This is a genomic window from Reyranella sp. (assembly GCF_052439685.1).
Lineage (GTDB): Bacteria > Pseudomonadota > Alphaproteobacteria > Reyranellales > Reyranellaceae > Reyranella.
This window is the reverse complement of record NZ_JBQVQG010000030.1, coordinates 25962-49776: the sequence shown is the minus strand read 5'-3', so window position 1 is coordinate 49776 and position 23815 is coordinate 25962. Positions and strand designations below refer to the sequence as shown.

Sequence of the window (23815 nt, the reverse complement as noted above, 5' to 3'; positions counted from 1 at the left end):
GCGTGATGGCGATGGAGCCCCAACGGCTGATGCGACTGGCGACCGTCGCGTCGATGTCGACGGCGCTCATCCTGATCGTCGCGAAATTCCTGGCCTGGCGGCTTACCGATTCCGTCAGCATGCTGTCCTCGCTGGTCGATACGTCGCTCGACCTCGTGAGCTCGATGGTGACCTTCTTGGCGGTGCGGCAGGCCCTCGTGCCGGCCGATGACAATCATCGTTTCGGGCATGGCAAGGCCGAGGGGCTGGCGGGACTGATCCAGGCGGGTTTCATCGCCGCCTCGGGCTGTGCGCTCCTGGTCGCTATCGCCGAGCGGCTGGGCAATCCGAAGCAGGTGCGTGAGGAGGCGATCGGCCTTGCCGTCAGCGCACTGGCGATCGGACTGACCCTGTGCCTCGTCACGTTCCAGAAGTACGTCGTGCGGCGCAGCGGATCGCTCGCCATCAATGCCGACATGGCGCACTACAGCACCGATCTGGTGGCGACCTTGGTCACCGGCGCGGGCGTCTTCCTGTCGGGCCAGCTGGAGCAGCCCCTGATCGACAGCGGTGTCGCGGCCCTGGTGGCGCTCTACCTGATGCATGGCGCTTGGAACGTCGGCAAGGAATCGTTGAACGTGCTGATGGACCACGAACTGCCGCCCGCGGACGGAAGGAAGATCGAGGCGATCGCGCGGGCGCATCCAGGCGTGAAGGACGTGCACGACCTGAAGACCCGGTCGGGCGGGCTCACCAAGTTCATCCAGCTCCATATCGAGGTCGATCGTGACCTTTCGGTCGTGCTTGGGCACGCGGTCGGCCTCGAAGTGCAGGCCGAGATCGCCAGAGGCTTTCCGGGGGCGGAGATCATCATTCACGTCGATCCTTCGCCCGCTCCATGACCGGCCAGCCTTCCTTCATCGTCGAGGACCAGTCCGAGACAATCGCCTTCCTCGACGCCGAGCTGAAACCCGAGCGCAGGATCGACACGCATGGCGCCGTCGTCTTTCTGTGCCGCGAGCGTGCCTACAAGCTGAAGCGGGCGGTGAAGTTTCCCTACATGGACTTCTCGACCGAGGGCCGGCGCGCGGCGATGTGCGCCGCGGAGATCGACGTGAACCGGCGGTCGGCGCCCGAGATCTACCTGGGCATCGCGCCCGTCCTCAGGCGCGACGGCAAGCTGGCGCTGGGTGAGGTCGGTGAAACGTCCGGACAAGCGGTCGACTGGCTGGTCGTGATGCGGCGCTTCGACGAGGAGGGGCTGCTCGACCGTATGGCCGAACGGGGCGCGTTGACGCCGGACCTCATGGCCGCCCTCGGTGCGCGCGTGGCCGAATTCCACGACGGGTTGCCCGCCATAGAGTCGGGGTTCTGCGGTCCGGACGAGTACCGTCATTCGGTGGCCGCCGATGTCCGGCAGATGCGCGAGGCAGGGGACCGTCTCGATCCGCCGACCAGTGAGGCGCTGGCCGAAGCGATGCCGCGCTCGCTCGAACCGTTCGTGGATCTCGTGGCACGCCGCGTCGCCTCGGGCGCGATCCGGCGCTGCCATGGCGATCTGCACCTGCGCAATATCGTGACCTTGAACGGTCAGCCGGTGCCCTTCGACGCCATCGAATTCTCCGACAAGATCGCTAACATCGACGTGCTCTACGATCTCGCCTTCGCGCTGATGGATCTGGCGCGGCAGGGGCTGGGCCCCTTGGCCAACCGGCTGCTGAACGAATGGTTGTGGCGGGTCGGCGAAGTCGAAGGCGCCTCCCACGAGGAGGCGTTGGCGCTGCTGCCGATGTTCCTCGCGCGGCGGGCGGCGATCCGCGCCTACGTCGATTCCGCCGTCACCGCCGTCAGCGGCGCCGACAATGCGCCGGCGCGTGCCTATCAGAAGGCGGCGCTGGCCTTCCTGCAGCCCTCGCCGCCGCGACTGGTCGCGATCGGTGGCCTGTCGGGCAGCGGCAAGACCACGCTGGCGCTCAAGCTCGCACCCGAGATCGGCCGCACGCCGGGCGCCGTCGTGGTGCGGACCGACGTCGAGCGCAAGCGGCAGGCGGGCGTCGCCCTGGACGAGCCCATGCCCGAAGGCAGCTATTCGCCGGCGGCATCCGCCAGGATTTACGCGTCTTGCATGGCGCGCGCCGAGCGCGTGCTGCGGGCGGGGCACAGCGTCGTGCTCGATGCCGTCTTCGCGCGTCCCGATGAGCGCGCCGCGGCCGAGGCGCTGGCGCGCAAGGTGGGCGTGTCGTTCCAGGGCATCTGGCTCGACGTCCCGAAGGAGGTCGCGCAGCAACGCGTGACGGACCGAAAGGGCGATGCTTCCGACGCTACTGCGTCGGTGGTCGAGCGACAGTTCGGCTACGATTTAGGACGCATTGAGTGGGAGCGTCGCTGACCTCGGCTTGACGGCGATTCCATAAGTGAGTAATCACTCACTTATGGAATCGGTGAAACTGATCGAGATATCGGACTCCGCGGCCTCTGGTCATGTGCGCCATCGGGAGGCCGAGGCCCTGGCCGTTCTCGACGCCTGCCTCGGCTGGCTGCCGCTGGGTGGATGGCTGGCGAGGCTCGCCGACCCGATCGTGTGCGCCTGGATGAAGCGCGCCGGGACGCCCTATGCCGCCGAGATCGACTTCGTCGCCCTCACCCTGAAGAGGCCGGGCATCTGGCTCCTGCACGGCGCCTATCTGTTCGGCTGCACCGCGCTGGCCGACGACACCGCGCAGGGTCCGCGTCTGTGGCGCACGCTCGACTGGCCGTTTCCCGGTCTCGGCCATCTCGTCGAGGTGAGGCGCCAGCGCGGACCGGCGGGGGAATTCCTGAACGTCACCTGGCCGGGCTTCGTCGGCGTGCTGACCGCAGTGGCGCCGGCGCGCTTCGCCGTCTCGATCAACCAGGCGCCGATGCGCCGCCGCTGGCGGACGCCGCTGCTCCTATGGCTCGACTATGCGCTGAACGCGCTCGACGGTTTGCGCAGCAGCGGGCGCCTGCCGCCCGAACATCTGCTGCGCCACGTCTTCGAGACCGCCGCGAGCTTCGACGAAGCGCGCCACCGGCTCGAAACCGCGCCGGTCGCGCGACCCGTCCTGTTCCTGTTGGTCGGCACGAAGCCCGGCGAGCGGATCGTCATCGAGCGCGAGGAGACAAAAGCGCGGACCCACCGCGACGACACGGTCTTCGCCAACGACTGGCGCGAACGCCATCCGAAATGGAGGCCCCGTGGATGTGGCGAGGGCGAGCCCTTCGAGAACAACATCCGCCGCCGCACCGCGCTCGCCGCCTGGACCGGCCGCGACGCGGATGAATTCGCCTGGGTGACCTCGCCCGTCCTAAACGGCTGCACGCGCCTCTCGGTCGAGATGTGCCCCGCGACAGGCCAGCTGACCGTCGCCGGCTGGGAAGCCGACGAACGAGCCAGCGCCGCCCGCGTCACCGCGATCTCGACCTTCCAGCTGGCCGCTCAAGAAACCTGAAGCTTGGCGAATAAACGAAACAAACGAAATAACCAAAATAAATGAACCGAAGGTCGCACCCCCCGAATCATGTGTCGTGATGACGGTTGACGGAGCAATGACAGAGCTCAGATTGCATCGGTTCGATGTGACGTTCTCGAGCTACGAGCGCTTCGCAGGAGCATGGGCACGAGCACCGCGCCTGCTGCATCCTTCGAGACGCGGCCCGTGGCCGCTTCTCTCAGGATGAGGTGGTGCGGGTCGACTTGAAGCGGAAACTCTAAGCGCGTTTCTTCGCCGTCGAACTGCGCGGCAGCAGGCGGGCGAGGTATTGACCGGTATAGCTCTCCGGCACCTTCACGATCGCCTCGGGCGGGCCCTCGGCGACCAGGCGACCGCCGCCGGATCCGCCGTCGGGGCCCATGTCGAGCACCCAGTCGGCGGTCTTGATGACTTCGAGATTGTGCTCGATCACCAGCACCGTGTTGCCGGTCTCGACCAGGCGATGCAGCACTTCCAGCAGCTTGCGCACGTCCTCGAAGTGCAGACCGGTGGTCGGCTCGTCGAGGATGTAGAGCGTGCGGCCGGTGGCCCGTCGTGAAAGCTCCTTGGCGAGCTTGACCCGCTGCGCTTCGCCGCCCGACAGGGTCGTCGCCTGCTGGCCGATATGGATGTAACCCAAGCCGACCTGTTGGAGTGTCAGCAGTTTGTCGCGGATGACCGGCACCGCCTTGAAGAACTCGCAGCCCTCGTCGACCGTCATGTCGAGAACGTCGGCAATCGACTTGCCGCGGAACACGATCTCCAGCGTCTCGCGATTGTAGCGCTTGCCCTTGCAGACATCGCACTCGACGTAGACGTCGGGTAGGAAGTGCATCTCGATCTTGATGACGCCGTCGCCCTGGCAGGCCTCGCAGCGGCCGCCCTTCACGTTGAAGGAGAAGCGTCCGGGCTTGTAACCGCGCTCGGTCGACTCCGGCAGTTGCGAGAACCAGTCGCGGATCGGCGAGAAGGCGCCGGTATAGGTCGCCGGGTTCGAGCGCGGCGTACGGCCGATCGGCGACTGGTCGATGTCGACGATCTTGTCGAGATGATTGACGCCCTCGAGCGTGGCATGCGCGCCGGCATGTTCGCGCGCCTTGTTCAGCTGCTTGGCCAGCGCCTTGTAGAGCGTCTCGACGATCAGGGTGCTCTTGCCGCTGCCCGACACGCCGGTGACGCAGGTGAAGGTGCCGAGCGGGATGCTGGCGGTCACGTTCTGGAGATTGTTCTCTTTGGCGCCCTTCAGGGTGAGCCAGCGCCCGTTCTTCGGCGGCGGCTCGCGCCGCACCTTGGGAATCGGGACCTGACGGAAGCCGGAGAGATATTGGCCGGTGAGGCTCGCGCTGTTGCGCATCACCTCGTCGGGCGTTCCCTGGGCGATCACGGTGCCGCCATGGGCGCCGGCGCCGGGCCCCATGTCGACCAGATAGTCGGCCGAGCGGATCGCGTCCTCGTCATGCTCGACCACCAGCACCGTGTTGCCGAGGTCGCGCAGGCGCGTCAGCGTCTTGAGCAGCCGATCGTTGTCGCGCTGATGCAGGCCGATCGAGGGCTCGTCGAGTACGTAGAGCACACCCGTCAGGCCGGAGCCGATCTGCGACGCCAAGCGAATGCGCTGGCTCTCGCCGCCCGACAGTGTGCCGGAGGTGCGATTCAGGGTCAGGTAGGACAGGCCGACATTGTCGAGGAAGCCCAGCCGCTCGTTGATCTCCTTCAGGATGCGGGCGGCGATCTCGCGCTGCTTGGCCGTGAGCTTGGGATCGAGCGCAAGGAACCACTTCACCGCCTCGCCGATCGAGAACTCGGTCGTCTGGCTGATGTTGAGGCCGGCGATCTTGACCGCGAGCGCCTCCGGCTTGAGGCGGGCGCCGTTGCAGACCTCGCACTTGCTCTCGTGCTGGAAGCGCTCCAGCTCCTCGCGCACCCACGAGGAATCGGTCTCCCGCCAGCGGCGGTCGAGATTGGGGATCACGCCCTCGAACGGCTTGGTCGTCTGGTACTGGCGGATGCCGTCGTCGTAGCGCATGGCGACGGACTCGCTGCCGCTGCCGTAGAGAATCGTGTCGCGCACCTTCTTCGGCAGGTCGCGCCACGGCACCGAGGTCTTGACCTTGAAGTGCTTGGCGATGCTGTCGAGCGTCTGCATGTAATACTGGCCCGAGGAATCGGCCCACGGCGCGACCGCACCTTCCGAGAGCGAGAGCCGGTCATCCGGCACCACCATCTCCGGATCGAAGAACATTTTTACGCCCAAGCCGTCGCAGGCCGGGCAGGCGCCCTGTGGCGCATTGAACGAGAAGAGGCGCGGCTCGATCTCCTCGATCGTGAAGCCCGAGACCGGGCAGGCGAAGCGGGCGGAGAAAACCGTGCGCTCGCCATTGTCGGCGTTCTCGGCGATGGCCAGACCCTCGGCGAGGGTAAGCGCCGTCTCGAGCGAATCGGCGAGGCGGTTGCCGAGATCGGGCTTCACGACGATGCGGTCCACGACCACGTCGATGTCGTGCTTGAACTTCTTGTCGAGTGTCGGCGCCTCGGCGATCTCGTAGAGCTTGCCGTCGACCTTGACCCTCTGGAAGCCCTTGCGCTGCAGCTCCTGCAGTTCCTTGCGGTACTCGCCCTTCCGGCCGCGCACGATCGGCGCCATCAGGTAGAGGCGCGTGCCGTCCGGCATCGTCTTGATGCGGTCGACCATCTGCGAGACGGTCTGGCTCTCGATCGGCAGTCCCGTCGCGGGCGAGTAGGGCACGCCGACGCGGGCGAACAGCAGGCGCAGATAGTCGTAGATCTCGGTGACGGTGCCGACCGTCGAGCGCGGATTGCGCGACGTCGTTTTCTGCTCGATCGAGATCGCGGGCGAGAGGCCCTCGATGGAATCGACGTCGGGCTTCTGCATCAGCTCGAGGAACTGGCGGGCATAGGCCGAAAGGCTCTCGACGTAGCGGCGCTGGCCCTCGGCGTAGATCGTGTCGAAGGCGAGCGACGACTTGCCCGAGCCGGAGAGGCCGGTGATCACCACCAGCCTGTCTCGCGGCAGGTCGACGTCGACATTCTTGAGATTGTGCTCGCGTGCCCCCCGTACGGAGATGAAGCGATGCGGCTCGGCAGCGGGTAAGCGGGACTTGGCCATCAGGACCGGAACCATAAGGTATGCGCGGGATCAGCGCATATGGCGATTATCCCCTGACTCCGCCAGTGCCCTGCGTCACGCTGGCGATGCTTGCGCTGCCAGCACCCGCGCGGTCGGCCGATCGTTCATCAGAAGCTGCGCGGTGCCCGCGATCAGGCCGATCAGCACGCCGATCTTCCAGGCGAGATCGTAGGAGCCCATCAGATCGAAGATGTAGCCGCCGCCCCAGGCGCCGAGGAAGGATCCGGCCTGGTGGCTGAGGAAGGCGATGCCGGTCAGGGTCGACAGGAAGCGCAGGCCGAAGATCTGCACCACCAGCCCGTTGACCAGCGGGATGACCCCCAGCCACAGGGTGCCCATGGCGGCACCGAACAGCACGACCGAGAGCGGTGTCGGGGGGAACAGGAAGAACAGCGCCACCGCCAGCGAGCGCAGCAGGTAGATCGCGCCCAGCAGCAGGCGCTTGGGGTATTTGTCACCCAGCCAACCGAACAGCCATGAACTCAGGATGTTGAAGCCGCCGATCAGCATCAGCGCCACGGCGCTGTAGGACGGGTCCATGCCGCATTGCGCGAGATAGGTCGGCAGGTGGGTTGTGATGAAGACGAGCTGCAGCCCGCAGACGAAGAAGGCCAGCGCCATCACGACATAGCCGGTATGGCGCCGGGCTTCGTCGAGCGCACCCGTCAGGGTGAGGTTGCGATCGGTCGACAGCGTGTTGGGCAGTTTGTCGGCCCGGCTGCCGATCCAGGCGGCCGGCAGCATGGCCAGCGCCAGGATCACGAAGGCCCAGATGGCGGCGCGCCAGCCGTCGGTATTGAGAAGGTAGGCGGCGATCGGCGCCGTCACCATCGTGCCGACCGAGCCGGCGGCCGAGACGAGGCCGAAGGCCAATGTCCGGCGGCCCGGCTCGACGACGCGGGCGGCGATGTTGGCAGTGATGCCCGAGGTCGTGCAGGCGAGCGCCACGCCGATCAGGACGCCGGCGCCCAGGATGATGGGCAGGACGCCCTGGGCCGTGGCGGTCAGCCAGATTCCCAGGATGAACAGGGCGCTGCCGATCATGGCGACCCAGCGCGTGCCGTACTTGTCGGCGAAGATGCCGGCAATCGGCTGGCTCACGCCCCAGGCGACCTGCTGGACGGAGATCGCCAGCGCGAAGTCCGAGATCGCGATCCCGAGTTCCTTGGAAGCCGGCGCCTGGAAGAGGCCGAGATTCTGCCGGATGCCCATGGCCAGGGTCATCATCAGCGCCGCCCCGCCCAGCATGGCGTAGGCCTGGCCGGTCGAAACCTGGGGAACGTGGAAGGGTTTGCTCATGGCCGCGGAACATACGGGAGACTTTGCCGCCTCAACCAATGAATTGTCGGAGGGCCCGCATGAGAAGACCTCACGCCACAACCGTAATTTGGTGGCTGCCCACAGGCGGCCGGGGCTAGGTTGCCCGCCGTGAGGTAGGTGCCGCGTCCCGCGGCGCCGGGAAAGCCCAGGGAGGCCCCCATGGCGGGCAGCGTCAACAAAGTCATTCTGGTCGGAAATCTCGGCCGCGATCCCGAAGTGAAGTCCATGCAGGACGGCCGTTCGCTGGTGAACATGTCGGTGGCGACATCGGAGACCTGGCGCGATCGCAACAGCGGCGAGCGCAAGGAACGCACCGAGTGGCACCGCGTCGTGATCTTCAACGACAAGCTGGCCGAAGTGGCCCAGAAATTCCTGAAGAAGGGCGCCAAGGTCTATCTCGAGGGCCAGCTCACCACCCGCAAGTGGACCGACCAGAGCGGTCAGGAGCGCTACACGACCGAAGTGGTCATTCCGCGTTTCGGCGGCTCGCTCACCATGCTCGACGGCCGCAGCGGCGGTGGTGACGGCGGCGGGGGCGGCGGCATGGACGACGATTTCGGCGGCGGCGGCATGTCCGGTGGCGGCGGAATGTCGAGCGGCGGTGGTGGCGGCGGCGGTGGACGTGCCGCGCCGCGCGCCAAGGCCGAACTCGACGACGACATTCCGTTCTAGGCCGTGCGGACGCTCGTCCTTGGCGGGACGGGCGTCTTTGGCGGCAGGTTATGCCGCCTGCTGGCGAACGATCCTCTCATCGGTCTGACGATCGGCGCCCGCGACGCGGGCAAGGTCGCGTCGCTGGCGGCCGAACTGGGCGTCGCGGGTCTGGTACTCGATTGGCGGCGCGACCTTGGCCGAGTCCTCGCCTCGCGACAGTTCGACGTGCTGGTCCATGTCGCCGGGCCTTTTCAGGGCCAAGACTATTCGGTGGCGGAGATCTGCATCCGCCACGGCGTCCACTATCTCGACCTGTCCGACGATCGCGCCTTCGTCTGCGGCATCGACCGTCTGGATGCGGCGGCTCAGGAAGCGGGCGTGCTCGTTTGCTCGGGCGCCAGTACGGCGCCGGCGCTCACCGGGGCCGTACTGCAGCAGGCCCTCGGCGAGGGCATGGCCGTCGACCGTGTGTCGTTCGCCATCGTGCCGGGCAACGACGCGCCGCGCGGCCGCGCCCTGATCGAGGCCATTCTGTCGGGCGCCGGCAGGCCCATTCCCGACCAGCCGGGGCGACACGTCTGGGGCAGCCTTCGCCGCATCGCCGTACCCGGACTGGGCCGCCGCTGGTCGGCTTCCTGCGACCTGCCCGAACCGGCCTTGTTCCGCCAGCGTTTTGGCGTTCGCGAAACCTATGCTGGCGCCGGCCTGGAACTCTCCGTCCTGCATCTCGGGCTCTGGCTTCTGGCCGTGCCCGTCCGCCTTGGAGTCCTTCGTTCGCTGAGGCCGGCGGCCATGCCGTTGGCCTGGGTGGCAGACCGGCTGCGTGCCTTCGGTACCGATCGAGGCGGGCTGCGCATCGATCTGGAGGGCGCATCCGGGACGCGAAGCTGGTCGCTGGTGGCCGAAGGTGGCGATGGTCCGTTCATCCCCGCCACGCCAACCGCGGCGTTGGTGCGCAAGCTGGCGCGCGGGGAGGTGACCCAGCGGGGCGCCATGCCCTGCATCGGCCTCCTGTCATTAGCGCAGATCGAGGCCGAATGGATGCGGGCGCATCTGCGCATCGCATCGGGATGGGGCGGGAAGGAGGCGTCCTTCCAGCCCTCGCTCTATCGCCGAGCCCTGGGCAGAGCCTACGGCGCGATGTCCGCCGCCGGGCAAACCCTTCATGACGGCGCGGGCGGCACATGGCGCGGCGGGTGCTCGGTCGAGGGACCGACCAGCCTTGCCGGGCGGATCGTGGCGCGCCTGTTCGCATTGCCGCCCGCGACGGCGGACGCGCCCATCGAGGTCGATTTCGTCGTACGGGGCAGCCGCGAGACCTGGATACGGCGGGTCGGCGGCCGCACCATGCGTTCCGAGCAATATATCGGGCTGCGCCGACCCATGGGTTGGATCGTCGAGAAATTCGGACTGCTTGCCTTCGATCTCAGGGTGCCCGTGAAGGATGGCCGGCTCGAACTCGTGATGGCGGGGATGCGCTTTCTGGGCGTGAAGCTGCCGCGCTTCTGCTGGCCCCGTATCAAGGCGGTCGAGACCGAGGATGAGGAGGGATGTTTCCTGTTCGACGTCGAGATCGGCCTGCCCTGGATCGGCCGGCTGGTGCGCTATCGCGGCTTCCTCACAGGTCGATGAAACGGTCGCGCGTCTGCGGTGACGGCATGAGACAGGAATCGAGGCGGCCGAACCAGCGGATCCGGTTGCGCGCGACGATGTCGTAGATCGGATCCCGCAGGATCTTCGGGATCAGGATCAGCGGGTAGAGAAAGCGCGCCGGGCCGCGCAGATAGCGTAGCGCCCGCAGCGCGGCGGTCGAGCGCGTGTCGACCCTGTTGTCCTCGATCAGGAGGATCGTTCGGTCGAGCGTGTCGGCGGGCAGATCGAGCTCGGCGAGGACCCGCTTGCCGAGGGGCGACTGTGCGCTGGCGAACTTGAGGCGGCCGGCCGGATCGCGCTTCAGGCAGAAGGCGACGAAGCGGCTGCACAGCACGCACTGGCCGTCGAAGAAATAGAGCGGCTGCGGCAGGTCGCCGAGGGCCGCCGGGAGTTTCACGCAGGAAAGCCCAGCGCGCGCAGTTCGGCGACCGTCTCCTCCGCGGAGCGGTGGTGGATGGCGCTCATGCCGGTGGCCCGGGCACCCTCCACGTTCGCGACCACGTCGTCGATGAACACCGCGTCCTGTGGACTGAAACCGCCGGTCTCGCAGGCAAGCCGGTAGATGCCGGCGTCGGGCTTCCAGCAGCGGACGTTGCCGGAGACGATGAAGTCGCGGAAGCGGCCGACGAAGGGGTGCTTCGCCTGTGCCGGTCCGCGCAGCCAGCGGTCGAGGAAGCCCGGCGCATTGGAGAGCAGATAGAGCGGCACGCCAGCGTCACCCAGCCGTTCAACGAGCGCCGCCATGGCCGGGAAGGCATGGTCCAGCATCTCATCGAAACGGTCGTAATAGGCCGCAATCAGCGCTTCCTTGCCCGGATGGAGCGCCTGCAGTTCGCGCGTGGCGATCGCGGGGTCGCCATCGTAGTCCTGCCGCATGTGCCATTCTCGGGTGGTCACGTTGGCCAGGAACGCCTCCATCTCCGCTTCCCGGGGAAACAGCTTCCGGTAGAGGTGCCGTGGATTGTAGTCGATCAGCACGCCGCCCATGTCGAAGACCACGACGGAGGGGCGGGAGGGGGCATTTTCTGGGGGCAATTCGCTGCCTTTCCATGAGGTATTTTCGGTGCGAATTTAGTCAATAATATCAAAGCATTAAAGGGCGGTCTGCCGGGCGATTTTTGTTGGTCTTCCGGGGCTTGTTTGGTAGGTTGCGAAATACCCCTGCCGGAGCCTCCGGACGGGCTGCAAGAACGAGAAAAATCCCAGGTTTCCGTGAGCGACGATACGACCCTGCCGCCGGCGCCGCCGCCCTCCGACGCGCCTCCGCCTCCGTCTTCCCCGCACGATATCGCGCCGATCACCATCGAAGAGGAGATGCGCCGCTCCTACCTCGACTACGCCATGAGCGTGATCGTGTCGCGGGCGCTTCCCGACGCGCGCGACGGCCTGAAGCCTGTGCAGCGCCGCATCCTCTACGCGATGAAGGAGGGCGGCTACGATTCGACGCGGCCCTTCCGCAAGTCGGCGCGCATCGTCGGCGACGTGATGGGCAAGTATCACCCGCACGGCGACAGCGCGATCTACGACGCGATGGTGCGAATGGCGCAGGACTTCTCGATGCGCCTGCCGCTGATCTCCGGGCAGGGCAACTTCGGCTCGATGGACGGCGATCCGCCGGCGGCGATGCGTTACACCGAGGCGCGTCTGGCCACCGTCGCTGAGACGCTGCTCGATGACATCAACAAGGACACGGTCGAGTTCCAGCCGAACTACGACGAGCGCGAGAGCGAGCCGACGGTTTTGCCGGCGGCCTATCCGAATCTGCTGGCCAACGGCGCCGGCGGAATCGCCGTGGGCATGGCGACAAACATTCCGCCGCACAATCTCGGCGAACTGATCGATGCCTGCCTGGCGCTGATCGCCAATCCAGAGCTGACCGTGCCGCAGCTCACCGAGTACGTGCCGGGTCCGGATTTTCCGACCGGCGGCATCATCCTCGGCCGCAACGGTATTCGGGCCGCTTTCGAGCTCGGCCGCGGCTCGATGATCATGCGGGCCAAGACCAACATCGAGGCGAAAGCCGGAGGCCGCGAGTCGATCGTCGTCACCGAGATTCCGTACCAGGAGAACAAGGCAAGGTTGCACGAGCGCATCGCCGAGGTGGTGCGCGACAAGAAGGTCGAGGGGATCTCCGAGATCCGCGACGAGAGCGACAGGGATGGCGTGCGGCTGGTCATCGACCTGAAGCGCGACGCGATGGCCGACGTCGTGCTCAACCAGCTCTATCGCTTCACGCCCTTGCAGACGAGCTTCAGCGTCAACGCCCTGGCGCTCGACGGCGGCCGGCCGAAGCTGATGAGCCTCAAGGAACTGCTCGAGGCCTTCATCGAGTTCCGGGCCGAGGTGATCACCCGGCGCACGCGCTTCGAGCTCAACCACGCGCGCGACCGCGCCCATGTGCTGGTCGGTCTGGCGATCGCCGTCGCCAATATCGACGAGGTGATTGCGATGATCCGCAGTTCGCCCGATCCGAACGTGGCGCGCGAGCGGCTGATGGCCAAGGATTGGCCGGCCGCCGACGTGAAGCCGCTGATCGAGCTGATCGCCGAGCCCGGCCGCGAAGTGTCGGCCGAGGGAACCTACCGGCTCTCCGAGGCCCAGGCCCGCGCGATCCTCGAACTGCGGCTGCAGCGCCTCACCGGCCTGGAGCGCGACAAGATCGCCGAGGAACTGACCGAGGTCGCGAAGCTGATCGAGGGCTATCTCGAGCTGCTGGGCGATCGGGGCAAGCTGTTCGCGCTGATGGGCGAGGAGCTGCGCGAGATCAAGGAGAAGTACGCCACGCCGCGGCGGACCCAGATCGTCGACAACGAGTTCGAGCAGGACATCGAGGACCTGATCCAGCGCGAGGACATGGTCGTGACGGTGACCCATGGCGGGTACGTCAAGCGCGTGCCGGTGTCGGCCTACCGGGCGCAGCGGCGCGGCGGCAAGGGCCGTTCCGGCATGGCGACACGCGAGGACGATTTCGTGTCCAGCCTGTTCGTGGCCAACACGCATACGCCGGTGCTGTTCTTCTCCAGCCGCGGCATCGTCTACAAGCTCAAGGTCTGGCGGCTGCCGCTCGGCGCTCCGCAGGCGCGCGGCAAGGCGTTCGTGAACCTGCTACCCCTCAGCGAAGGCGAGACCATCAGCGCGGTCATGCCGATGCCGGAGGACGAATCGAGCTGGGCCAAGCTGAACGTCATGTTCGCCACGGCGCGCGGCGGCGTGCGTCGCAACGAGCTCAGCGACTTCACCAGCGTCAACCAGGGCGGCAAGATCGCCATGAAGTTCGAGGGCGGGGATACAGGCGACCGTCTGATCGGCGTCGGTGTCTGCTCCGAGGAGCAGGACGTGCTGCTGGCGACCCGCCAGGGCCGCGCCATGCGGTTCCCGGTCTCGACGGTACGCGTCTTCGCCAGCCGCAATTCGACCGGCGTGCGCGGCATCGCGCTGGCCGAGGGCGACGAGGTGATCTCAATGTCCCTGGTCGACGGGGGCAAGGGAATCCCGACTGAAGACAGGGACGCCTATCTGCGCCAGTCGCGGGCCCTGCGGCAGGTGGAGAACGCCACGGAGTCGGGCGAGCCGCTGGTGGAGACGACGGAGGAGGAGGAGGCCGCTGTCGGCGAGGAGGCGGTTTCGACCGCCCATATCCTGTCTCCCGAGCGGTTCGCCGAGCTGCGGGCAAAGGAGGAGTTCGTGCTTACGGTCGCTTCGTCCGGCTTCGGCAAGCGCACCTCGGCCTACGAGTATCGGGTGACCGGTCGCGGCGGTAAGGGGGTCGAGCTGATGAGCCTGGCCAAAGGTGGCGAGATCGTCGCGGCTCTGCCGGTGCTCGACACCGATGAGATCATGCTGGTCACCGACGCCGGCACGCTTATCCGCTGTCCGGTGGATGGAATCCGGATCGCGGGGCGGGCGGCGCGTGGTGTGCGCGTCGTCAACGTCAGCGAAGGCGAGCGCGTCGTGACGGCGGTTCGGATCGGCGACGACGATGCCGGCAACGGCGCAAGCGGCGACGTCCAGGCGGATACGAATACAGGAACGGAGCAGGACTCCAGTTCCGAAACAAACGGTGGATAAGGACCGGTCGTGTCGCTAAGACTTCGCCGTCGCAGTATGCGTACAAGGGGGAGACATGGCCGCAGAACGCACCGGGGTTTATCCGGGCACGTTCGATCCCATCACGAGCGGGCACATGGAAGTCGTGCGGCGCTCGCTGCGCCTCGTCGACAGGCTGGTCATCGGTCCGCACATCAACGTGGGCAAGGGACCGCTGTTCTCGCTCGAGGAGCGGATCGACATCATCAACGAGGACATCGCGGATTTTCCACAGGCGGACCGCGATCGCATCACGGTGGTGCCGTTCGAAGGGCTGCTGATCCACTTTGCGCGCGACGTGAACGCGTCGGTGATCATCCGCGGACTGCGGGCCGTCTCGGACTTCGAGTACGAGATTCAGATGGCCAACATGAATGCGCGCATGGAGCCTGCGATCGAAACCATCTTCCTGATGGCCTCCGATCGACACCAATTCATTGCCTCATCCCTGGTGAAGGATATCGCCCGGCTGGGGGGGGACACCTCGCAGTTCGTGTCCAAAAGGGTATTCGAGCGTCTCAAGGCCAAGTTCAGCAAGGCGTGAGGTCGATACGGGTCGCGTTGACCGTCGGCCCCTCACACTTTATATCGGCGCCGCGCGGCGGAGAAGCCCGCGGCGCGGAACCGGAAAGAGCCCGTAGCTCAGCGGTAGAGCATCTGACTTTTAATCAGAGGGTCGTGGGATCGTACCCCACCGGGCTCACCACTGGACCCAAGAAGGAGAAGAACGGCTCATGCCGTCGGTGAAAGTCGTCAACGGCAAGCAGATCGTGGTCGAGAATCTCGGTCCGATCGAGCGCGCCACCAGCTTCATCGCGAAGCCGTTCATCCGCATGGTGCAGCATCGCGACCTGATCGCTGCCATCCTGCGGCGCGAGGTGCGCGAGCGCTTCAAAGGATCGATCGCCGGCTGGATCTGGGCGATCATTGCGCCCCTGCTGATGATCGCCGTTTACACCTTCGCGTTCACCACGACGCTTTCCCTGCCGGCGACCGACGGTACCGACGGCACCGACAGCAAACAGGTCAGCTATTCGCTGTTCATCTTCAGCGGCCTCATCGTCTTCAGTTTCTTCTCGGAGATGGCGTTCCGCGCGCCGATGCTGCTGCACGAGTACACTCATTTCATCAAGCAGACGATCTTCCCCAGCGATATGCTGCCGGTGATCTCGACCCTGCGCGCCACGGCTTACACGCTGATTTCCGGGGCGGTGATGCTGCTGTTCCAGCTCGCGATGACCGGCTCCCTGCCGTGGACCGTGTTGCTGGTGCCGCTGATCTTCATCCCGTTCATGGCCTTCCTGATCGGCATGTCGTGGTTCCTGGCAGCGCTGGGCGCCTTCACGCGCGACGCGGGCTACCTGATGATCACCATCGTGCCGCTGTTCATGTTCGCGACGCCGATTTTCTACTCCCACACCGGTCTGCCGGCGCCGTTCAACTTCTGGATCTATGCCAACGCGCTGACCGGCTTCGTGGAGGTCATGCGCGACGTCGTCCTGTTCGGCAAACTGCCCAACATGATCGTGTACGGCTGGACCCTGCTGATCTCGGTCTTCAGCTTCTATTTTGGGTATTGGTTCTTTGACAGGTATCGGAATGTCATCGTCGACGTCCTCTGAGATCGTCGTCGAGGCCAAGAACCTCGGCAAGGCGTTTCAACTCTACGCCCATCGCAACGACTGGCTGAAGCAGGTCCTGTTCGGCTGGTGGAAGGCGTACTTCAAGCCGTTCTGGGTGCTGCGCGACATCAGCCTCGAGGTGAAGAAGGGCGAGAGCATCGGCATTCTCGGCCGTAACGGCTGCGGCAAGTCCACCCTGCTGCAGGTGGTCTGCGGCATGACGCTGCCCAGCCACGGCGAACTGCGAGTCACTGGCCGCATCGCGCCGGTGCTGGCACTGGGCTCGACGTTCGACATGGAATTGTCGGGCCGCGAGAACGTCCTCATCGGCGGTGCCGTGCTCGGACTGAAGCGTAGCGAGGTGTTGCGCAAGTTCGAGTCGATCGCCGAATTCGCCGGCATCGGCGAGTATATGGACCAGCCCGTGAAGCACTATTCGATGGGTATGCGCACCCGTCTGGCCTTCTCGATCTGTGCTCATGTCGAGGCCGATATTCTGGTCGTCGACGAGGCGCTATCCGTCGGTGACGCGGCGTTCCAGCGCAAGTGCCTCGACTGGATCGACACTTTCCGCAAGACGGGGACCCTGCTTTTCGTGTCCCACTCGATGGCCGAGGTCCGCCGCCTGTGCACGCGCGCGATCTGGATCGAGGAGGGGCGCATCCGCGAGCAGGGCGATCCCAACGACGTCATCCGCTCCTACCATCGCGCCCTCCTGGTCGAGAAGGACGACGTCCAGCGCTTCTCCTCCGGAAACGCCAAGCAGGTTGCAGCGGGCGAGTAGGACCGCATGGAGCCGGGCATCCTGGCGTGGCTCGGCTTCGGCTGGTGGTCGCTCGGCGCGACGATCCAGTGGACCAGTGCCGCGCTGGGGCGCTCACCCCGGGCGCTCTCTCCGATCCGGCACCAGGTGCGCGACTTCAGCGTCGTTGCGCCGATGGCTGGTGCCGCCGATGCGTCAGCCGACTACGTCGAGGTCCTGCGCCGGCTGGCAGAGGCGGGGGCGGAAGTTCTGATCTGCGTGGCCCGCAGCGACGATGCGGCGGTCGCGCCAACGAGAAGGACCTGGCCGGAGGCGCCGATCCTCGTCGGCACTGGGGATACCTTCAACCCGAAGATGAACAATGTCCGCAAGGGACTGGAAGCGGCCAGCCGGGACGTGGTGGCGCTGTGCGATGCCGGCATCCTGCTCGGGGCGGACGAATTGACACGCGCCGCCGCACCGCTCGCGGCGGGGGCGGGACTGGTGCTTGCACTCAAGGCGGCTGATGCGCCGGGGAATTTCGCGGCCGAGATCGAGCGGGCTTATATCGACGGCCATCAGGCCAAGTTCCTGTTCGCCGCCGATCGGCTGGGGTTGGCCGTGGCCTCCGGTGGCGTCACGATCATGACCCGCGATACGCTGCAGCGGATCGGCAACTGGCGGGGCTTCAACCGATGGATCGCGGACGACTATTCGGTCGTGCGGTCGGTTCGTGAACTGGGCCTCACCACACGTCTCGGGGAGGTGATGCCGCGCCTGCCGCTCGGGGTGCGATCCTGGTCGACTGTCTGGCGGCGCCAGGTCCGGTGGGCTCGTACGCGGCTGCGTCTGCCGGTCTGGCCGCTCGTCCTGTGGGAGCCGGCGATCGGCTGGGCCGCTACCGGCGCCGCCGGTGCCGCCGCCCTGTTCTGTTCGGGATCGAACGCTTCGACAATCGTGCTCGCTCTGGTGGTCCATACCGCCGCCTGGCTGTTGGCGGAGAAATGGTTCATGGCGGGCCGCGGCCTCGCGTTCGGCGCGCGCGCCGCGGCGGCGGCGCTGGCCCGTGAAGCCTTGGCGCCCGTGCTGATCGCAAGTGCGCTTTCGAGCCGGGCCATCGACTGGCGCGGCACCGACCTCGGCGGCCGATGGCGGGCGTCGGCTGAAGGTTCGTCAGGGAATACCGCCTCTGGAAAGTCCACATGAACAGCAGAAACAGCAGCCAGCCGATCTCCACCGTGATGTTGCCGGCAAAGGTCGATACAGTCACCGTGGCGGGCGTCGAAAGCATGCTGCTGACGGCTCTGCGGCCGGGAGCGCGAATCATCGTCGATGGCAGTGCGGTCGCATACATGAGTGCCGCCGGCGTACGGACCTTCGCGACGGTCATGCACGAGGCGGCAAAGGTGCAGGCGCGTGTCGCATTCTGCAGCTTCCATGGAGCCGCCTGGGATTGCCTGGTGGTCAGTGGATTCTCGGAACTCCTCGAAATCGCCGAGACCACCGCGCAGGCCGCGGCGCGCCTCGAGAAGGATCCGAGTCCATCGGGCGGGGAAAGCTTGCGCCAGCGCGGCACCGCGGGTTAACTACGACTGGGCTGAGAGCGATATCAATGAGTTGGGACGAGGCGCCGCTAAGCGTGGCGACAGTTCCGGACGGAGATTGGGATTTGACAATCTGGAGCTGGCTGCGTGCTATCGCGCGCCCTACGGCCATTGTTCTCGGCTTGGGATTTGGCTTGGCGGCTTGTACCGCATTGCCCGGTGACGGTCCTTGGATGGGGGGCGCGGCCTCCACGGCCAGCGAAGCATTGCCCTTCGACGTGATAGACCTCACGCCGACGACCATCGCGAACTATCGCCAGCCGCCGCCGGTCGACCGCCCTTCCACGGTGAGCAACCTGCCCGCCGGAGGCCGGGTTTCCGTGGCCCCGGGCGATGCCATCAAGGTGCGCATCTTCGAGCCCTACGAAGGCAGCATTTTCCCGACGATCCAGCGGCCGGGAGCGGATTTCGGCGTCCAACGCGTCACCGATGACGGTACGATCAACGTGCCCTTCGTCGGTACGATCAAGGTCGCCGGGCTCGACCTGAGCCAGATCGAGAAGAAGGTCGCGCAGCAGGTGACGGCGTCGGGCAAGGCGCAGGAACCCCAGGTCATCGTCGAGTTCGTCGCTGACCGGACCCACACCGTCACGGTTTCGGGCGATGTCAGGAATCCCGGGCGCGTCTCCCTGCTCGAAGGCGTCCGCACGGTGGTCGAGGCCATCAACAAGGCGGGCGGCCCGGCCGGTATCGGCGGGCAGGCGCCCAACGGCGTCGGCGCCAACCAGTTCGAAGTGGTCGTCCGCCGCAACGGCCAGATCATCCTGCAGTCGCAGTTCTCAGACGTCCTGGCCGGCGGTGACATCGGCCTTCAGAAGAACGACGAAATCGTGGTGCGCCCCAATCCGCGTACGTTCACGGTGCTCGGTGCCGTGATGAAAGCCGGCAATGTCGAGATGTCCAAGCACACGATCAGCCTGCTCGAGGCGATGGGTACGGTCGGGGGCTTGAACGACACCCGGGCGAACAAGACTGGCGTGTATGTCTTCCGATTGGGCGAGCTTCAGACTAATCCCACGGCCCGTGCGAAGGTGTTTCGACTGGATCTCTACCAGCCCGTCTCCATCTTCGTCGCACAGCAGTTCCCGGTCCTGCCGAAGGACGTCGTCTACATTACCAACGCGCCGCTCTACGAGTACGACAAGATATTGACATCAATCTATCGTACCGTTTCGATCGTTGGAGTTGCGAGAGGCAACATCGTCTCGACGGGCGGCTTCTAACTAGGGGCAGCGTGCCCGAGGGTTTTCTGGTACTATCTGTTATGGCGCAGGCAAAAAAGTTCACTTGGGGCGCCACAGGATTGGCCGTGCTGCTCGTCGCTGCGGCGCTGACCCTGTGGATGATGCCCAGCCGGCAGACCAGCAGTGCTCAGGACGGGCCTCGTCCGGCGGCGCCGCTGATTACGCGCGGGTACACGGACGCGCCGGCCGGTACGGCCCTGATTGCCGGTGACCCTGCCGGCGGCGGTGTGCTGATCGAGCTTCGCATCACCGACGGCCAGAAGGTGAAGCGCGACGAGATCATCGCCGTGCTGTCCAATTACCCCAAGGCCGATATTGCCGTCCGCACCACGGAGGCGGAACTTTCCAAGACCCGCCAGGCGCGAGAGGCGATGGTCAGCGGCTACCGCGCCGCTGAGATCGCGATGCAGGAAGTCGTGGTGAAGTCGACGGTCGAGGAGGTCAAGCTCAAGAGCCTCGAGATGCAGCGGTCCGGCAAGCCGCCGGATCAGAAGCAGCTCGAACAGAGCATTTCCCAGCAGGCTCTCGAGCGCGAACAGGCCAAGCTGCGTGTCCTGCAGGAGACGCTGCAGACCGACCTTCAGCAGATCGATACGGACATCTCGATCATCCAGGCGAAGCTCGACAATGCCCGCAACACGCGCGAACAGGCGCTGGTCCGGTCGCCCTTGGATGGCATGGTGATCCAGATCTATACGCGCCAGGGCGAGCGCGTCTCCCCGAACGGCATCGCCAAGATCGTCGACCTGTCGCAGCTCCGCGTCCTGGCCGATGTCGATGAGCTGAACGTCGGGCGCATCGCGACGGGAGGCAAGGTCGAGGTGACGTTCCGCGGCAGCCCGACAGTTTATTACGGCACAATCTCCCGTGTCGCGCCGACCGTGAAGCGCATGCAGCGCATGGAACCGGATGGCGGCTCCTCGACGGATGCGCGCGTGGTCCAGGTCGAGATCCAACTCGACGACCCGTCCAGCATGCCGCAGGTCCTGGGCCGCGAGACGCGCGTCACCTTTCTCTGATGGCGCTCACTCTGCCAGCGGTGAAGTCGCGGCCGCGGCGCTGGTCCAGCTGGCTGCCGAATTTCTCGCTCACCCGGTTGCGGGCAGCCGCCATCACGGCAACACGCATGCCGCTGGGCTCGCAACAGCTCAAGCGCCAGCGCACGAGCACGCTTCTGTCGCTCGCTGGCGTGACGGCCAGCCTGCTGGTGATCTTCGCCCAGCTCGGCATCGAGCGTGCTGTCTATGATTCGGCGATCCGGCTTCACCGCTCCGTGGTGGGCGAACTCGTCATGGTGCCCTACGGCTTCAAGTCGCTGCAGCTTCACGCCGAGGTGCCAGCGTCCCTGACCGATGTCCTGGCCGCCAATCCCGCGGTGACCAATACGCTCCCGTTCTGGTTTGGCGTCATGTCGCTGACGCACAAGGGAATGGAAAGCGGGCGCCGCATTGCCTGGTATGCCGTCGACGTCGAGCGGCCAGCGATCGATGTTCCTGGGCTGCGCGAGAACCTGTATCGGCTGCGCGAAGCCCGCCGGATGCTCTACGATCGCGAGTCACGGCCTTATTTCGGCGATCTCGCCGATCAGGTCGGGCCGGGCAAGCCCGAATTCCAGGTCCTGGGTCCGCCGGACAATCGCGGATTGCTGCGCCAGCTCTTCGTCGTCGGCACGTTTGCGCTCGGCCCCAACGTGCTGAACGACGGCTCGATCATCATGTCGGAGGACACGATGGCCGAGGTCTTCGGTTCGTGGTGGTCACAGCGGCCTGCCTTCATCGCGATCCAGCTCGCCAAGGATGCGGACGTCAGTACCGTTCGGCAGGAACTCAACACGGCGCTCGCGGGGCGCGGAGAGGTCCTGACGCTGCGGGAATTCGAGAAGCGCGAGCGCACCTACTGGTCGCGCGAGACGCCGGTCGGCTACATCACCGACCTGGGCTTCGTGATGGGCGTGATGATCGGCATGGTCTTCATCTACTACGCCCAGTATCAGATCATCCGCTTCTACCTGCCCGAATATGCCATCCTGAAGAGCCTGGGCTACGACTGGTGGTTCTTCCTGTTCATGATCGCCCAGATCGGTGCAGCCATCATCACGCCCGCCTTCCTCGTGGCCTTCACGCTCGGGCGCTTCGTCTATGGCGTCACGGAGGCGGCCATGCATCTCGGCATGTCCATGGGCCTGCGCGAGATGGTCGTGGCCCTGGTCGCCTGCCTCATCATGACCCTGGTCTCCAGCCTGTTTGCCATCCGGCGCCTGTGGCGGGTCGACCCGATCATGCTGTTCGAATGACCGCTATGGCAGACACCCAGGGGTTCGGGCCGCCTGTCGTCGAGGCTGTCGACGTTCATCACCACTACGGCGAGGGGCCGCAGCGGGTGGACGTGCTGTTCGATATCAACATGCAGGTCCGCGAGGGCGAGCTGGTGATCGTGACCGGCCCATCGGGCTCGGGCAAGACGACGTTGCTCACCATCCTCGGGACCATGCGCAAGCCCTCCGAGGGCAAGCTGCGGCTGCTGGGTACCGATATCGTCGGCCTGGGCGGTTCCGATCTCGACGTGTTGCGCAATCGCATCCGTTTCCTGTTCCAGAAGCGCAATCTCCTGTCATCGTTGACGGCGCTGCAGAACGTAATCGCCGGCGTCTCCACGACGCCCTTCGCGGATCCGGCCTGGGACGAACCGCGGGCGCGGCATCTGCTCGGCATGCTCGGGCTCGGTGACAAGGCATCGGCCTGGCCGGATGAATTGTCGGGCGGCCAGCAGCAGCGCGTCGCGATCGCCCGCACCATGATCGGACTGCCCGATCTCATCATCGCCGACGAGCCGACCTCGGCGCTGGACCGCGTCTCGGGCAGGCTGGTGGTCGACCAGCTCAAGGATTTGTCGATGCGCGCCAAGTGCGCTGTGGTGCTGTCTACCCACGACGAACGCATCTTCGACGTCGCCTCGCGCCGCCTCCATATCGAGGACGGCCGCTGCTTCGAAGTCCCCATTCACTATCACTGAGAGCGGCGGCCCGGCATGCTGCTGTTCCTGATCGATCTTCTCGTCTTCCTGTGTCTCGCCGCACAGTTCGCGATCGCGGGCTACTTCCTCTACCTCGTCTACTGGCTGTTCGAGCTGCCGCGCGACACGGGGGCACGTCCGTCGTTGCCGGCCGATCTGCCGCGCGTCCTGGTGCAGGTGCCGGTCTACAACGAGCCGCTGGTGGTCGAACGCTCCATGGCCGCCATGGGCGCGCTCGACTGGCCGCGCGACCGGCTCACCATCCAGCTCCTCGATGACAGCAACGACATAACCTCGGACATCGCCGCGCACGCCGTCGCGCGCTTGCGCCGCGACGGCATAGACGCGCATCACGTCCGCCGCAACGACCGCGGCGGCTTCAAGGCTGGTGCGCTGGCAGCAGGCCTCGCCCTCGATGATGCGCCCTATGTCGCGGTGTTCGACGCCGATTTCGTGCCGCCGCCAGGCTGGCTGAAGGAGGCCATGGCGGCGATGCTCGCCAACCCGCGCGCGGCCTTCGTGCAGACCCGAATCGAATGGGGCAATGGTGAGCGCAACTGGCTGACGCGGGCCCAGCGCCTCATGCAGGACGCGCATTTCGCCGTCGAACAGGATGTGCGAGCCCGCCGGGGTGTGCCGTTCCAGTTCAACGGCACCGGAGGCATCTGGCGCCGCGCCGCGGTCGAGGAGGCGGGTGGCTGGTCGCACGACACACTGTCTGAGGACCTCGACCTGGTGCTGCGAACCTATCTGAAGGGCTGGACCGGCGTGTTCCTGATGGACACGCATGTGGTCGGCGAGCTGCCCCAGAAGGTCGAGGATTTCAGTGCCCAGCAGAGCCGCTGGTCCAAGGGATTCGTGCAGGTCGCCCGCAAGCTGATGGCGCCGATCTGGAAGTCCGCGTGGCCGACCGAGGCCAAACTCACCACGACCGTGGCGCTCGCCCAGCAGCTCGTCTTTCCGCTGATCGTGGTCGGCGTCTTGGCCCTGATCGTGTCGATCCTGGGCCATGGCCGATTGATCGGCCTCTTCCGCGTCGGTCTCTGGCTGTGGCTGATCGGCATGCTCGCGGTGCTGTTCGGGATGACCTGGGGGGCCTACCGTCGCCTGAAGCGGGGCGGCACGGTGCGCTACCTGGTCACGGCTGCCAGCGTGCCGGCGCTGATCGTATATCTCGCCGTCGCCAATGCCGCCGCGATCGTGGGGGCTGGCTTCGGAAAGAAGACCGAGTTCAACCGCACACCCAAGACGGGGAGTTGA

20 protein-coding genes and 1 tRNA gene are annotated in these 23815 nt (G+C 66.1%); 17 read left to right on the top strand and 4 right to left on the bottom strand.

Annotated features, from left to right (window positions below; translation table 11 throughout):
- The first annotated feature begins 5 nt into the window (after nucleotides 1-5).
- The 3 genes from ACT6UX_RS25735 to ACT6UX_RS25725 are packed head-to-tail and all read left to right on the top strand — an operon-like array spanning nucleotide 6 to nucleotide 3449.
- Nucleotides 6-881 (top strand): cation diffusion facilitator family transporter, encoded by an 876-nt coding sequence (locus tag ACT6UX_RS25735; RefSeq protein ID WP_444778008.1) that lies wholly within the window; start codon nucleotides 6-8, stop codon nucleotides 879-881.
- Entirely contained in the window at nucleotides 878-2368 is a 1491-nt protein-coding gene (locus tag ACT6UX_RS25730; RefSeq protein WP_444778007.1) for a bifunctional aminoglycoside phosphotransferase/ATP-binding protein, read from the top strand. Before ACT6UX_RS25735 ends, ACT6UX_RS25730 begins: the two co-directional genes overlap by 4 nt.
- 43 nt (nucleotides 2369-2411) lie before the next feature.
- On the top strand, nucleotides 2412-3449 hold the full coding sequence (locus tag ACT6UX_RS25725; protein ID WP_444778006.1) for a hypothetical protein: 1038 nt from the start codon (nucleotides 2412-2414) through the stop codon (nucleotides 3447-3449).
- A 259-nt stretch (nucleotides 3450-3708) separates the two neighbouring features.
- Here the strand turns inward: ACT6UX_RS25725 and uvrA are convergent, their stop codons facing one another.
- Together uvrA and ACT6UX_RS25715 are read right to left on the bottom strand one after the other, a co-directional pair.
- Complete coding sequence (gene uvrA / locus ACT6UX_RS25720) at nucleotides 3709-6597, bottom strand: excinuclease ABC subunit UvrA (protein ID WP_444778005.1); 2889 nt, start codon at nucleotides 6595-6597, stop codon at nucleotides 3709-3711.
- Nucleotides 6598-6672: 75 nt separating this feature from the next.
- The gene (locus ACT6UX_RS25715; protein WP_444778004.1) at nucleotides 6673-7917 is read right to left on the bottom strand and encodes an MFS transporter; all 1245 of its coding nucleotides are present in this window, start codon (nucleotides 7915-7917) and stop codon (nucleotides 6673-6675) included.
- 180 nt (nucleotides 7918-8097) lie between these two features.
- Here ACT6UX_RS25715 and ssb point away from each other — a divergent pair, with 180 nt between their 5' ends.
- On the top strand, nucleotides 8098-8610 hold the full coding sequence (gene ssb, locus ACT6UX_RS25710; RefSeq protein WP_444778003.1) for a single-stranded DNA-binding protein: 513 nt from the start codon (nucleotides 8098-8100) through the stop codon (nucleotides 8608-8610).
- A gap of 3 nt (nucleotides 8611-8613) precedes the next feature.
- Nucleotides 8614-10224 carry a DUF4166 domain-containing protein gene (locus tag ACT6UX_RS25705; RefSeq protein ID WP_444778002.1) on the top strand — a complete coding sequence of 537 codons (1611 nt, stop codon included), beginning with the start codon at nucleotides 8614-8616 and terminating at the stop codon, nucleotides 10222-10224.
- Here ACT6UX_RS25705 and ACT6UX_RS25700 read toward each other — a convergent pair.
- On the bottom strand, nucleotides 10211-10642 hold the full coding sequence (locus ACT6UX_RS25700; RefSeq protein ID WP_444778001.1) for a thiol-disulfide oxidoreductase DCC family protein: 432 nt from the start codon (nucleotides 10640-10642) through the stop codon (nucleotides 10211-10213). The two genes, ACT6UX_RS25705 and ACT6UX_RS25700, sit on opposite strands and share 14 nt — an antisense overlap.
- Nucleotides 10639-11280 carry an HAD family hydrolase gene (locus ACT6UX_RS25695; RefSeq protein WP_444778000.1) on the bottom strand — a complete coding sequence of 214 codons (642 nt, stop codon included), beginning with the start codon at nucleotides 11278-11280 and terminating at the stop codon, nucleotides 10639-10641. The genes ACT6UX_RS25700 and ACT6UX_RS25695 overlap by 4 nt, the downstream gene beginning before the upstream one ends.
- 177 nt (nucleotides 11281-11457) lie before the next feature.
- Here ACT6UX_RS25695 and gyrA point away from each other — a divergent pair, with 177 nt between their 5' ends.
- The 12 genes from gyrA (at nucleotide 11458) to ACT6UX_RS25635 (ending at nucleotide 23815) form a co-directional block, all read left to right on the top strand.
- On the top strand, nucleotides 11458-14313 hold the full coding sequence (gene gyrA / locus ACT6UX_RS25690) for a DNA gyrase subunit A (RefSeq protein ID WP_444777999.1): 2856 nt from the start codon (nucleotides 11458-11460) through the stop codon (nucleotides 14311-14313).
- A 55-nt stretch (nucleotides 14314-14368) separates the two neighbouring features.
- A complete protein-coding gene (coaD, locus tag ACT6UX_RS25685) occupies nucleotides 14369-14875 on the top strand; it encodes a pantetheine-phosphate adenylyltransferase (protein ID WP_444777998.1) in 507 nt (168 codons plus the stop codon).
- Between the two features lie 87 nt (nucleotides 14876-14962).
- A tRNA-Lys gene (locus ACT6UX_RS25680) sits at nucleotides 14963-15037 on the top strand.
- Nucleotides 15038-15065: 28 nt separating this feature from the next.
- Entirely contained in the window at nucleotides 15066-15953 is an 888-nt protein-coding gene (locus ACT6UX_RS25675) for an ABC transporter permease (RefSeq protein ID WP_444777997.1), read from the top strand.
- Nucleotides 15931-16737, top strand: coding sequence for an ABC transporter ATP-binding protein (locus tag ACT6UX_RS25670; protein ID WP_444777996.1), 807 nt, complete (start codon nucleotides 15931-15933; stop codon nucleotides 16735-16737). The genes ACT6UX_RS25675 and ACT6UX_RS25670 overlap by 23 nt, the downstream gene beginning before the upstream one ends.
- Before the next feature lie 6 nt (nucleotides 16738-16743).
- Nucleotides 16744-17901 carry a glycosyltransferase gene (locus ACT6UX_RS25665; RefSeq protein WP_444777995.1) on the top strand — a complete coding sequence of 386 codons (1158 nt, stop codon included), beginning with the start codon at nucleotides 16744-16746 and terminating at the stop codon, nucleotides 17899-17901.
- Nucleotides 17898-18281: an STAS domain-containing protein gene (locus ACT6UX_RS25660; protein ID WP_444777994.1), complete on the top strand. Its 384-nt coding sequence runs from the start codon at nucleotides 17898-17900 to the stop codon at nucleotides 18279-18281. The genes ACT6UX_RS25665 and ACT6UX_RS25660 overlap by 4 nt, the downstream gene beginning before the upstream one ends.
- A 191-nt stretch (nucleotides 18282-18472) precedes the next feature.
- A complete protein-coding gene (locus tag ACT6UX_RS25655; RefSeq protein WP_444777993.1) occupies nucleotides 18473-19522 on the top strand; it encodes a polysaccharide biosynthesis/export family protein in 1050 nt (349 codons plus the stop codon).
- An 86-nt stretch (nucleotides 19523-19608) separates the two neighbouring features.
- On the top strand, nucleotides 19609-20562 hold the full coding sequence (locus tag ACT6UX_RS25650) for an HlyD family secretion protein (protein ID WP_444777992.1): 954 nt from the start codon (nucleotides 19609-19611) through the stop codon (nucleotides 20560-20562).
- Complete coding sequence (locus ACT6UX_RS25645) at nucleotides 20562-21836, top strand: ABC transporter permease (protein WP_444777991.1); 1275 nt, start codon at nucleotides 20562-20564, stop codon at nucleotides 21834-21836. The genes ACT6UX_RS25650 and ACT6UX_RS25645 overlap by 1 nt, the downstream gene beginning before the upstream one ends.
- Nucleotides 21833-22555: an ABC transporter ATP-binding protein gene (locus ACT6UX_RS25640; protein WP_444777990.1), complete on the top strand. Its 723-nt coding sequence runs from the start codon at nucleotides 21833-21835 to the stop codon at nucleotides 22553-22555. Before ACT6UX_RS25645 ends, ACT6UX_RS25640 begins: the two co-directional genes overlap by 4 nt.
- A gap of 15 nt (nucleotides 22556-22570) precedes the next feature.
- Nucleotides 22571-23815, top strand: a complete 1245-nt coding sequence (locus ACT6UX_RS25635; RefSeq protein ID WP_444777989.1) for a glycosyltransferase family 2 protein — start codon at nucleotides 22571-22573, stop codon at nucleotides 23813-23815.